At 71.8% G+C, this 12,261-nt stretch carries 10 protein-coding genes; 9 read left to right on the top strand and 1 reads right to left on the bottom strand.

Translation table 11 applies throughout. The features are described 5' to 3' along the window. Positions 1-75: 75 nt before the first annotated feature. The 9 genes from ACZ7L6_RS21400 to ACZ7L6_RS21440 are packed head-to-tail and all read left to right on the top strand — an operon-like array spanning position 76 to position 10,848. The gene (locus ACZ7L6_RS21400; RefSeq protein ID WP_471926146.1) at positions 76-870 is read left to right on the top strand and encodes a TIGR03084 family metal-binding protein; all 795 of its coding nucleotides are present in this window, start codon (positions 76-78) and stop codon (positions 868-870) included. Further along, complete coding sequence (locus ACZ7L6_RS21405; protein ID WP_471926148.1) at positions 867-2,645, top strand: acyclic terpene utilization AtuA family protein; 1,779 nt, start codon at positions 867-869, stop codon at positions 2,643-2,645. The genes ACZ7L6_RS21400 and ACZ7L6_RS21405 overlap by 4 nt, the downstream gene beginning before the upstream one ends. Next, positions 2,642-4,240 (top strand): acyl-CoA carboxylase subunit beta, encoded by a 1,599-nt coding sequence (locus ACZ7L6_RS21410; protein ID WP_471926150.1) that lies wholly within the window; start codon positions 2,642-2,644, stop codon positions 4,238-4,240. The genes ACZ7L6_RS21405 and ACZ7L6_RS21410 overlap by 4 nt, the downstream gene beginning before the upstream one ends. 5 nt (positions 4,241-4,245) lie before the next feature. After that, positions 4,246-6,090, top strand: coding sequence for an acetyl/propionyl/methylcrotonyl-CoA carboxylase subunit alpha (locus tag ACZ7L6_RS21415; RefSeq protein WP_471926152.1), 1,845 nt, complete (start codon positions 4,246-4,248; stop codon positions 6,088-6,090). Next, positions 6,087-7,247, top strand: a complete 1,161-nt coding sequence (locus ACZ7L6_RS21420; RefSeq protein WP_471926154.1) for an acyl-CoA dehydrogenase family protein — start codon at positions 6,087-6,089, stop codon at positions 7,245-7,247. The genes ACZ7L6_RS21415 and ACZ7L6_RS21420 overlap by 4 nt, the downstream gene beginning before the upstream one ends. Positions 7,248-7,282: 35 nt before the next feature. After that, entirely contained in the window at positions 7,283-8,890 is a 1,608-nt protein-coding gene (locus tag ACZ7L6_RS21425) for a 4-coumarate--CoA ligase family protein (protein WP_471926156.1), read from the top strand. After that, a complete protein-coding gene (locus ACZ7L6_RS21430) occupies positions 8,887-9,621 on the top strand; it encodes an enoyl-CoA hydratase family protein (RefSeq protein WP_471926158.1) in 735 nt (244 codons plus the stop codon). Before ACZ7L6_RS21425 ends, ACZ7L6_RS21430 begins: the two co-directional genes overlap by 4 nt. Next, positions 9,609-10,232 carry a TetR/AcrR family transcriptional regulator gene (locus ACZ7L6_RS21435; protein WP_471926160.1) on the top strand — a complete coding sequence of 208 codons (624 nt, stop codon included), beginning with the start codon at positions 9,609-9,611 and terminating at the stop codon, positions 10,230-10,232. The genes ACZ7L6_RS21430 and ACZ7L6_RS21435 overlap by 13 nt, the downstream gene beginning before the upstream one ends. A 34-nt stretch (positions 10,233-10,266) precedes the next feature. Next, the gene (locus ACZ7L6_RS21440; protein WP_471926162.1) at positions 10,267-10,848 is read left to right on the top strand and encodes a hypothetical protein; all 582 of its coding nucleotides are present in this window, start codon (positions 10,267-10,269) and stop codon (positions 10,846-10,848) included. Positions 10,849-10,851: 3 nt separating this feature from the next. Here the strand turns inward: ACZ7L6_RS21440 and ACZ7L6_RS21445 are convergent, their stop codons facing one another. After that, the gene (locus ACZ7L6_RS21445) at positions 10,852-12,180 is read right to left on the bottom strand and encodes a serine/threonine-protein kinase (protein WP_471926164.1); all 1,329 of its coding nucleotides are present in this window, start codon (positions 12,178-12,180) and stop codon (positions 10,852-10,854) included. Positions 12,181-12,261: the final 81 nt, after the last annotated feature.

Genomic DNA, 12,261 nt, shown 5'->3' on the forward strand with positions numbered 1-12,261 from the left:
GGGCGGTCACCCCGGCCCGAACAAATTAATGCAAGCATGCTTGCTTGTTTCTGGTCCCGCTGCCATGCTCCCCCCATGGCCGACCCCACGCCCGTGTTCGACGACCTGCGTGCCGAAAGCGACGAACTCGACAGCCTCGTCGCGGAGTTGAGCCCCGAACAGTGGGCGCTCCCGACCCCTGCCCCCGGCTGGACGATCGCCCACCAGGTCGCCCACCTCGCCTGGACCGACCACTCGGCCCTGCTGGCGGTGACCGACGTGGACGCCTTCCACGCGCTGGTGGAGGAGGCGCTGAAGGCCCCGGGCTCCTTCGTCGACGAGGGAGCGCAGGAGGGGGCCCGGCTGGCGTCTGCCGAGCTGCTGGCGCGGTGGCGGGAAGGGCGTGCCGCCCTGGACGCGGCGTTGCGCGAGGCATCCCCCGGCGCGAGGTTCCCCTGGTACGGCCCGCCCATGTCCGCCGCCTCCATGGCCACGGCCCGGCTTAGGGAGACCTGGGCCCACGGTCTGGACATCGCCGACGCACTCGGTGTGGTGCGCACACCTACCGAGCGGCTGAGGCATGTGGTGTGGATCGGGGTACGGACCCGGGACTTCGCCTTCGGCATCCATGGACTTCCCGCACCGCTCGACGACTTCCGCGTCGAACTCGTGTCGCCGTCCGGCGAGGTGTGGGCATACGGCCCCGAAGACGCCCCGCAGCGCGTCACCGGCCCGGCGCTCGACTTCTGTCTCCTGGTCACCCAGCGCGCCCACCGCTCCGACCTCGCCCTGCGCGCCGAGGGCCCGGACGCCGACCGCTGGTTCGACATCGCCCAGGTCTTCGCGGGGCCGCCCGGCGAGGGCCGCGCACCGAAGGGTGCGGCGCAGTGACCCCACCCAGCCGGCCCAGCCCGCCCTCCGCGCCGGTTCTGCGGGTCGGCAACGCCTCCGGCTTCTACGGCGACCGCTTCGACGCCATGCGCGAGATGCTCACCGGCGGCGAACTGGACGTCCTCACCGGCGACTACCTCGCCGAGCTCACCATGCTGATCCTCGGCCGGGACCGGCTGAAGGACCCCGGCGCGGGATACGCCCGTACCTTCCTGCGGCAGCTGGAGGAGTGCCTCGGGCTCGCGCACGAGCGGGGCGTCAGGATCGTCGCCAATGCGGGCGGCCTGAATCCGGCCGGACTCGCGGACGCCGTACGGAGGTTGGCGGACCGTCTCGGCGTCCCCGTCCGGGTGGCCCACGTCGAGGGCGACGACCTCAAGGGCCGGTATCCGGACAGCCTCGCCGCCCACGCCTACCTCGGCGGCTTCGGGATCGCCGCCTGCCTGCGGGAGGGCGCGGACATCGTCGTCACCGGGCGGGTGACGGACGCGGCCCTGGTCACCGGGCCCGCCGCCGCTCATTTCGGGTGGCGGCCGGGGGAGTACGACCGGCTCGCGGGCGCTGTCGTCGCCGGGCATGTGCTGGAGTGCGGGGCGCAGGCGACCGGCGGAAACTACGCGTTCTTCACCGAGGGCGACGTCCGCCGCCCCGGCTTCCCGCTCGCCGAGCTCCATGAGGACGGCAGCTGCGTCATCACCAAGCACCCCGGCACCGGCGGCTTCGTCGACGTCGGCACGGTCACGGCCCAGCTGCTGTACGAGACGGGGGGCGCCCGGTACGCGGGGCCGGACGTCACCGCCCGCCTGGACACCGTACGGCTCACCCAGGACGGCCCCGATCGCGTCCGCGTCGAGGGCGTACGGGGAGAGGCACCGCCCCCGACGCTCAAGGTCGGCGTCAACCGCCTCGGCGGCTTCCGGGGCGAGGTCGCCTTCGTGCTCACCGGCCTCGACATCGAGGCCAAGGCCGCCCTCGTGCGCGCACAGATGACGGACGCGCTCGCCAAGTCGCCGCCTTCCGACGTCCGTTGGGATCTCGTCCGCACCGACCGGCCGGACGCCCCGACCGAGGAGACGGCGAGCGCGCTGCTGCGGCTCGTCGTACGCGACCCGGACCAGGAGGTCGTCGGGCGGACGCTGAGCGGGGCCGCCGTGGAGCTGGCACTCGCGAGTTACCCCGGCTTCCATGTGCTGGCGCCACCCGGAAAGGGCTCGCCCTATGGGGTCTTCGAGGATGTGTACGTCCCCCATGGTGCCGTCGACCATGTGGCCGTCCTCCACGACGGACGCCGGGTCCCTGTGCCGCCGGCCCATGTGCCGTCAGCCCATGTCTCGGCAGCCCATGTGCCGCCGGCCCACGACACGGCCGTACTCCACGAGGTGCCGGAGCCGCCGGTCCCGCCGCTTCCGGAGCCCGCCCTTCCGGAGCCGTTGCCGGACGGGCCCACGCAACGCGCCCCCCTCGGCCTCGTCGCAGGCGCCCGCAGCGGGGACAAGGGAGGGAACGCCAACGTCGGCGTCTGGGTGCGCACGGACGACGCCTGGCGCTGGCTCGCGCACGAGCTCACCGCCGACCGGTTCCAGCAGCTGATCCCCGAAAGCCGCGGGCTGAAGGTCACCCGACACCTCCTGCCCAACCTCCGCGCCCTCAACTTCGTCGTCGACGGCATCCTCGGCGCGGGCGTCGCCGCCCAGCACCGCTTCGACCCGCAGGCCAAGGCCCTCGGCGAATGGCTGCGCAGCCGCCACCTCGACATCCCGGAGGCCCTCCTGTGACCGTCCTCGCCTCTTCCCTGGACACGCAGAGCCCCGATTACGCGGCCAACCGCGAGGTCATGCTCGCCAAACTCGCCGACCTCGACGCCGAGCACGCCAAGGCGCTCGCGGGGGGCGGGGAGAAGTACGTCGAACGGCACCGAAAGCGCGGCAAGCTCCTCGCCCGCGAGCGCATCGAGCTGCTCCTCGACCCCGACACGCCCTTCCTGGAGCTGTCCCCGCTGGCGGCCTGGGGCAGCGACTACACGGTCGGCGCGTCCCTCGTCACCGGTATCGGGGTCGTCGAGGGCGTCGAGTGCCTGATCACCGCCAACGACCCGACCGTGCGCGGCGGAGCGAGCAATCCCTGGTCGTTGAAGAAGGCCCTGCGCGCCAACGACATCGCCCTCGCCAACCGGCTGCCCTGCATCAACCTCGTCGAGTCGGGCGGCGCCGACCTGCCGTCCCAGAAGGAGATCTTCATCCCCGGAGGCGCCATCTTCCGGGACCTGACGCGGCTGTCCGCAGCCGGGATCCCCACGATCGCGGTCGTCTTCGGCAACTCGACGGCCGGCGGGGCGTACGTCCCCGGCATGTCCGACCACGTGATCATGGTCAAGGAACGCGCCAAGGTGTTCCTCGGCGGCCCGCCCCTGGTGAAGATGGCGACCGGCGAGGAGAGCGACGACGAGTCGCTGGGCGGCGCTCAGATGCACGCGCGCGTGTCGGGCCTCGCGGACTACTTCGCGGTGGACGAACCGGACGCGCTGCGGCAGGCACGCCGCGTGGTGGCCCGCCTCAACCACCGCAAGGCGTACGGCGACCCGGGCCCCGCCGAACCGCCCAAGTACTCCGCCGACGAACTCCTCGGCATCGTCCCCGGCGACCTCAAGACCCCCTTCGACCCCCGTGAGGTCATCGCCCGGATCGTCGACGCCTCCGACTTCGACGAGTTCAAGCCGATGTACGGAACGAGCCTGACCACCGGCTGGGCGGCCCTGCACGGCTATCCGGTCGGCGTGCTGGCGAACGCCCAAGGGGTCCTGTTCAGCGAGGAGTCCCAGAAGGCGGCCCAGTTCATCCAGCTGGCGAACCAGCGGGACATCCCCCTGCTCTTCCTGCACAACACCACCGGCTACATGGTGGGCAGCCAGTACGAGCAGGGCGGCATCATCAAGCACGGCGCGATGATGATCAACGCGGTGAGCAACAGCCGCGTGCCCCACCTCTCCGTCCTCATGGGGGCGTCGTACGGCGCCGGCCACTACGGAATGTGCGGCCGCGCCTACGACCCCCGCTTCCTGTTCGCCTGGCCCAGCGCCAAGTCGGCCGTCATGGGCCCCCAGCAGCTCGCCGGCGTCCTCTCCATCGTCGCCCGGCAGTCGGCGGCCGCGAAGGGACAGCCGTACGACGAGGAAGGCGACGCCGCCCTGCGCGCCATGGTCGAGCAGCAGATCGAGTCCGAGTCGCTGCCGATGTTCCTGTCGGGGCGGCTGTACGACGACGGCGTCATCGACCCGCGCGACACCCGCACCGTCCTGGGCCTGTGCCTGTCCGCCATCCACACCGCCCCCTACGAAGGCGCGCGGGGCGGCTTCGGCGTCTTCCGGATGTGAGGCAAATGATTTCGACTCTGCTCGTCGCCAACCGGGGCGAGATCGCCTGCCGTGTCTTCCGCACCTGCCGTGAGCTGGGAATCCGGACGGTCACCGTGTACTCGGACGCCGACGAGAACGCCCTCCACGCGCGCGTGGCGGACGCGGCGGTACGGCTGCCGGGTGCGGCGCCCTCCGCGACGTATCTGGACGGCGACCTGATCGTGAAGGCGGCCGTGGCGGCCGGCGCGGACGCCGTGCACCCCGGCTACGGCTTCCTCTCCGAGAACGCCGACTTCGCACGCGCCGTCCTCGACGCGGGACTCGTCTGGATCGGCCCGCCCCCCGAGGCGATCGAGGCGATGGCGTCCAAGACGCGGGCCAAGGAGCTGATGGGGCTGGCGCCCCTGGGCGAGGTCACCGAGGCCGACCTGCCCGTGCTGGTGAAGGCCGCCGCGGGCGGCGGAGGGCGCGGGATGCGGATCGTGCGCTGCCTGGAGGAGCTCGACGGCGCGTTGCAGAGCGCGCGTGCCGAGGCCGCGAGCGCCTTCGGGGACGGCGAGGTCTTCGTCGAGCCGTACATCGAGCACGGCCGCCACGTCGAGGTGCAGGTCCTCGCCGACACCCACGGCACGGTCTGGGCGCTCGGCACCCGCGACTGCTCCCTGCAGCGCCGCCACCAGAAGGTGATCGAGGAGTCCCCGGCACCCGGGCTCTCCGAGGCGCTCACCGACGAGCTGCACGCCCTCGCCGTACGGGCCGCCCGCGCCGTCGACTACGTCGGCGCCGGCACCGTCGAGTTCCTGGTGGCCGGCGACAAGGCGCACTTCCTGGAGATGAACACCCGCCTCCAGGTCGAGCACCCCGTGACCGAAGCGGTCCTCGACCTCGACCTGGTCGCGGAACAGATCCGCGTCGCCGAAGGCCACGCCCTCGCCGCCGACCCGCCACGCGCGCGTGGCCACGCGATCGAGGCCCGCCTCTACGCCGAGGACCCGGCCCGTGACTGGGCCCCGCAGACCGGCACCCTGCACCGTTTCGCCGTACCCGAGGGCGTGCGGCTGGACACCGGCTTCACCGACGGCGACGAGATCGGCGTCCACTACGACCCGATGCTCGCCAAGCTCGTCGCCCACGCCCCCACGCGCGCGGCGGCCATCCGCAAACTCGCGGGCGCCCTGGAACGGGCGACGCTCCACGGCCCGGTCACCAACCGGGACCTCCTCGTCCGCTCCCTGCGCCACGAGGAGTTCACCACCGCCCGCATGGACACCGGCTTCTACGACCGCCACCTCACCGACCTGACCGAGCCGACCCCGGACCCCTACGCCCCCCTGGCCGCCGCCCTCGCCGACGCCCACGGCCGCTCCCGCTTCGGCGGCTGGCGCAACGTGCCGTCCCAGCCGCAGGTCAAGCGGTATGTCATGGCAGGCGAGGAGATCGAGGTCCACTACCGGCACACGCGGCAGGGCCTGGCGGCGGACGGGGTCCGGGTCGTCCACGCGGACGCACGTCTCGTCGTGCTGGAAGTGGACGGCGTGCGAAGGAACTTTGAGGTCGCGCGGTACGGCAACGAGATCCACGTGAACGCCACACACCTCACGGCACTGCCCCGCTTCCCGGACCCGACAGCCCAGCACGCACCGGGTTCGTTGCTCGCGCCGATGCCGGGGACGGTCGTACGAGTCGCCGAGGGCCTGACCGTAGGAGCGCCTGTGCAGGCCGGAGAGCCCCTGCTGTGGCTGGAGGCGATGAAGATGCAGCACAAGATTCAGGCGCCTGTCACAGGGACGCTGAGCGCCTTGCACGCCGTGCCCGGCCAGCAGGTGGAGGTCGGCGCATTGCTGGCCGTCGTTGAGGAGGACCAATGAGCGCCATCATCGAAACGGACGAGCACAAAGCGCTGCGTGCCGCCGTCGCCCAGCTCGGCAAGCGGTATGGACGCGACTACATCACCAGGATCGTCGGCGAGGGCCGCCACCCCGAAGAACTGTGGTCCGAGGCCGCGAAGCTCGGTTACCTGGGCGTCAACCTCCCCGAGGAGTACGGAGGCGGAGGTGGCGGCATCTCGGAACTCTCCATAGTCCTGGAAGAACTGGGGGCGGCGGGCTGTCCCCTCCTCATGATGGTCGTCTCCCCGGCGATCTGCGGGACGGTCATCGCTCGCTTCGGCACCGACGCGCAGAAGCGCCAGTGGCTGCCCGCCCTGGCCGACGGCACCCGCACGATGGCCTTCGGCATCACCGAACCCGACGCCGGTTCCAACAGCCACCGCATCACGACAACGGCACGCAAAGACGGCCTCGATTGGGTGCTCAACGGCCGCAAAGTCTTCATCTCCGGCGTCGACATAGCGGACGCGACCCTCATAGTCGGCCGCACGGAAGACGCCCGCACCGGCCGCCTCAAGCCCTGCCTCTTCATCGTCCCGCGCGACGCCGAGGGCTTCACACGCCGCCAGATCGACATGGAACTCAACGCCGCCGAGAAGCAGTTCGAGCTGACTCTGGACGACGTACGGCTCCCCTCCGACGCCCTCGTCGGCGACGAGGACGCGGGCCTCCTCCAGCTCTTCGCCGGCCTCAACCCCGAACGCATCATGACGGCCGCCTTCGCGATCGGCATGGGACGGTACGCCCTCACGCGTGCCGTCGAGTACGCGCGCGACCGCACCATATGGAACGCCCCCATCGGCGCCCACCAGGCCATCGCGCACCCCCTCGCCCAGGCGCACATCGATCTCGAACTGGCCCGCCTGATGATGCAGAAGGCGGCCTACCTGTACGACGCAGGTGACGACGTCGGCGCGGGCGAGGCCGCCAACATGGCCAAGTACGCGGCCGGGGAAGCCTGCGTGAAGGCCGTCGACCAGGCCGTGCACACCCTGGGCGGAAACGGGCTCACCCGCGAGTTCGGCCTCGCCTCGTTGATAACCGCCGCGCGCGTGTCTCGTATTGCTCCGGTGAGCCGGGAGATGATTCTCAACTACGTCTCCCACCAGACCCTGGGCCTGCCCAAGTCGTACTGACCGGCACCGTGTCGTGCCGGTCGCGAGGAGGAACGATGTTCCGCAGCGAGTACGCAGACGTCCCGGCCGTAGAACTCCCCATCCACGAGGCCGTACTGGGCCGGGCCGCCGAGTTCGGCGACGCGCCCGCGCTCGTCGACGGCACGGACGGCACCACCCTCACGTACGAACAACTGGACCGCTTCCACCGGCGCATCGCCGCCGCCCTCGCCGAGGCGGGCGTCCGCAAGGGCGACGTCCTCGCCCTGCACAGCCCCAACACGGTCGCCTTCCCCACCGCGTTCTACGCCGCCACGCGCGCGGGTGCCTCTGTCACGACCGTGCACCCGCTCGCCACGCCCGAGGAGTTCGCCAAGCAGCTCAAGGACTCCGCGGCCCGCTGGATCGTCACCGTCTCACCACTGCTGGAGGCCGCACGCCGGGCCGCCGAACTCGCCGGCGGGGTGCAGGAGATCTTCGTGTGCGACAGCGCGCCGGGACACCGGTCGCTCATCGACATGCTGGCGTCGGCGGCCACCGAACCGCAGGTCGCCATCGACCCCGTCGCGGACGTCGCCGCCCTGCCCTACTCGTCGGGCACCACCGGCATCCCCAAGGGCGTGATGCTCACCCACCGCCAGATCGCCACCAACCTCGCCCAGCTCGAACCCGCGATATCGGCCGGCCCCGGCGACCGCATCCTCGCCGTACTGCCCTTCTTCCACATCTACGGCCTGACAGCCCTCATGAACGCACCGCTACGGGTCGGTGCCACAGTGGTCGTCCTGCCCCGCTTCGACCTGGAGACCTTCCTCAAGGCCATCCAGAACCACCGCATCACCGGCCTCTACGTCGCCCCGCCGATCGTCCTCGCCCTCGCCAAGCACCCACTGGTCGAGCAGTACGACCTGTCGTCCCTGAGGTACATCGTCAGCGCCGCCGCACCCCTGGACGCCAAGCTCGCCGCCGCCTGCTCGCAGCGCCTCGGCCTGCCGCCGGTCGGCCAGGCGTACGGCATGACGGAACTGTCCCCCGGCACCCACGTCGTCCCCCTGGACGCCATGCACGACGCGCCCCCCGGAACGGTCGGCAGGCTCATCGCCGGCACCGAGATGCGCATCGTCTCCCTCGACGACCCCGACAAGGACCTCGACGTCGGCGAGTCCGGCGAGATCCTCATCCGCGGCCCCCAGGTCATGAAGGGCTACCTCGGCCGCCCCGACGCCACCGCCGCGATGATCGACCCCGACGGCTGGCTGCACACCGGCGACGTGGGACACGTGGACGAAGGCGGCTGGCTGTTCGTCGTCGACCGGGTGAAGGAGCTCATCAAGTACAAGGGCTTCCAGGTGGCCCCCGCCGAACTGGAGGCACTCCTGCTCACCCACCCCGGCATCGCGGACGCGGCGGTGATCGGCGTCTACAACGACGACAACAACGAAGTCCCGCACGCGTACGTGGTCCGCCAGCCGACCGCCACCGACCTCTCCGAAGGAGAGGTCATGATGTACGTCGCCGAACGCGTCGCCCCCTACAAGCGGATCCGCCAGGTCACCTTCATCGACGGCGTCCCACGGGCCGCCTCCGGCAAGATCCTGCGCCGCGAACTGCGGGCCCTCAAGGAGAGCGCCCGCACCGAGAGCACGCTCAAGGAGGGCACATGACCCTGATCGGCCGCACACGCGCGCGTGCCGTGGAAACTTTCACCCTGGACTCCCCGGACAACCGCAACGCGCTCTCGGCCGCACTCGTGGGCGAGCTCACCGACGCGCTGACGGACTGCGCCAAGGACACCGACGTCCGCGCGATCGTCCTCACCCACACCGGCAACACGTTCTGCGCGGGCGCCGACCTGCGCGACCCGCCGCACCCGGACGCACTGGTCGCACTGCTCCGGCAGATCGTGGAGCTGCCCAAGCCCGTCGTCGCCCGCGTCACCGGCCACGTACGCGCGGGCGGCCTGGGCCTGCTCGCGGCCTGCGACATCACGGCGGCGACGCGCGAGTCCACCTTCGCCTTCACGGAGGTGCACATAGGCGTCGCCCCCGCGGTCATCTCCCTCCCCCTCCTCCCGCGCACCGACCCCCGCGCCCTGGCCCGCTACTACCTGACCGGCGAACGCTTCACCGCCCCGGAGGCGGCCCGCATCGGCCTGCTCACGACGCAGGGCGAGGACGTCGACGAGACCCTCGCCCCCGTCCTGGACGGCCTGCGCCGGGCCTCTCCGCAGGCCCTGGCCGAGACGAAGGCGCTGCTCACGGCTAAGGTGCTGGAAACCTTCGACCGGGACGCGGCCGACCTGACCGCGCTCTCGGCCCGGCTGTTCTCCTCCGCCGAAGCCCGCGAGGGGATGACGGCCTTCCTCGAAAGACGGGATCCGCAATGGGTGGTGTGAGCGCAGTCGGCGACCGCGTGGACCGAGCGGACCGCGTGCCCAAACAGGACCGCAGCCGTGCCACCCGGCAACGGCTCCTGGAAGCCGCCGTGGCCTGCCTCGCCGAACACGGCTGGGCGGGCTCCACGGTGTCCGTCGTCGCCGAACGCGCCGGCGTCTCCCGCGGCGCCGCCCAGCACCACTTCCCGACCCGCGAGGACCTCTTCACGGCGGCCGTCGAGTACGTCGCCGAGGAACGCTCGACGGCACTGCGGGCCCTGTTCCCCGAGGGCGCGGCGGGAGACCGCCGGGCAGTGGTGTCGGCACTGGTGGACCTCTACACCGGCCCCCTGTTCCGCGCCGCCCTGCACCTGTGGGTGGCCGCGTCGAACGAAGAGCAGCTACGGCCGAGGGTCACCGAACTCGAGGCCCGCGTCGGCCGCGAGACCCACCGCATCGCCGTGGACCTCCTGGGCGCCGACGAGTCCCGACCGGGCGTACGCGAGACGGTCCAGGGCCTGCTGGACATGGCCCGCGGCCTGGGCCTGGCCAACCTCCTCACCGACGACACCGCCCGCCGCGACCGTGTGGTCGCGCAGTGGGCGGCGCTGCTGGAGGAGGCGCTGGGCTGAGGGCGTTGTCAGTGGCGGGACTTACTGTTCGGGCATGGGTGATCACTTCCAGACGATCGTCGACCGCGACGCGAGCCCGCAGCAGGCGCCACACCTCGCCGAGCGCGTGGTCGAGTGGCTGGTGGCCGAGGGAATCGTGCTCGCCGAGCGCACGGACTGCGTCCTCGGGCAGCCGCTCGGCCATCCTCCGGGCCCTCACTGGCAACGGGCCGTGGGGCCGGACGACGCCGACCGGGACCCCTCGGACGGCCTCGCCGTGTACACCGGGCGCACCGTGTTCCACGGCGGCCAGGGCGAGCCGGAGGCGGTGACCTGCCCGCGCTGCGGGGTCACCACCCGGCTGATCACCGACGAGTGGGAGCTGATCGACGACGCCTGGGCACCGTTCAGCAAGGCCATCGACGCCTGGCACAAGACGGGCGAGGCCCAGGCCGACTGCCCGTCCTGCGCCGAAGCCGTCCCCCTGCCCGACTGGACCTGGACCGACGACTACTTCGCCTTCGCCCACTTCGGCTTCGAGTTCTGGAACTGGCCCCCGTTCACCGAGGAGTTCCGCACCCGAATATCCGAGCTCCTGGACGGCCACCGCACGGCTTACGTGTGGGGCAAGCTCTGACCCTCAGTCGTCCTCGCCGCTCTCGACGTCCTGCTGCAGCTCGCGTTGCTTCTGCTGGTCCAGCTTCTTCGCCCCCTTCTTCTCCTCGTCCGACTCTTCCCCACCGGCGCTCGTCCCCACCGCCGGACTCGGGGACGCGGTCGGGGACGGGCTCGACCTCACGGGGGACACGGATGCGGAGGCACCCGTGCCGGGCGGTGCCTCGGACTTCGTGCCCTCCGCCCCGGCGTTGTCCGGCGAGAACCACAGCATGCCGAGGAGCATCGCAGCCACGAAGAGCACCGCTCCGGCGGCCGTGACGACCATGCGCCGTGTCGCAGTCCGGGACACGGACCCGGTCCGTGACCGGGACCCGGGTCTGGATCCGGGGCGGCCGACGGACGCCGTCCCTCGGGCCGACGGCAGCATGTACGTGGTCGGGGTGCTGGTCTCACCCACCTGCTGCGCCCCGGGGGCGGGCGCCGACGCGACCGGCGGACGCCGGGACGGCGCGGTCGCGTCGGGCAATGGCTCGGGGCGTCCCTGCCAGGCACCGTCGGCGAACCAGTCGGCGGCCTGCTGGGCGGTGGGCCGGTGCTCCGGGTCCTTGGCCAGGAGGCCGAGGAGGTAGTTCTCGAAGGCGGGCGGGAGGCCGGGGACACCCAGCTCGCGGGGCGGCACCGGGGCGGCGTCGAGGTGCTGGTGCAGGATGGCGACGGCGCTGTCGGCCTGGAACGGCGGGCGGCCGGTCAGCAGCTGGTAGAGCACACAGCCCAGGGCGTAGACGTCGGAGGCCGGGCCCGCCGGCTGCCCCAGGGCACGCTCGGGGGCCAGGTAGAGGCTCGTGCCGACGATCTGGCCGGTGGCGGTGAGCGCGGCTCCGGGGTCGTCGAGGAAGCGGGCGATGCCGAAGTCACCGATCTTGAGGGTGCCGTCGGCGTCCAGGAGCAGGTTGCCGGGCTTGATGTCCCGGTGGACGATGCCCTGCCGGTGCGCGGCGGCCAGTCCCGCGGCGGCCTGGGCGGCGATACGGGCCACGCGTTCGGCGGGCTGTGCGCCGGACCGCGCCAGCACCCCGGCGAGGTTGTCGCCCTGGACGAGCTCCATCACCAGGAAGAGCCGGTTGTCGTACTCGCCGAAGTCCCGGACGCCGACCACGTTGGGGTGGTCGATCCGGGCCGCGGTCTGCGCCTCCAGGCGGAAGCGGGTGGCGGCGGTGGGGTCGGAGTCCTGGGGCAGGAGGAGCTTGACGGCCACCGGCCGGGCGAGCATCTCGTCGTAGGCCCGCCAGACCTCCCCCATCCCACCGCGTCCGATCGACTCGCTCAGCCGGTAGCGGCCCGCTATCAGCACCAGTTCTCATCCTCATGCCGTGAGACGTTTCGGTCGCCGCAGGCCGTAACTCGCCGTGTGGGGACGGGAGATGGTGGGGGG

The organism is Streptomyces sp. NPDC107522 (genome assembly GCF_055657525.1).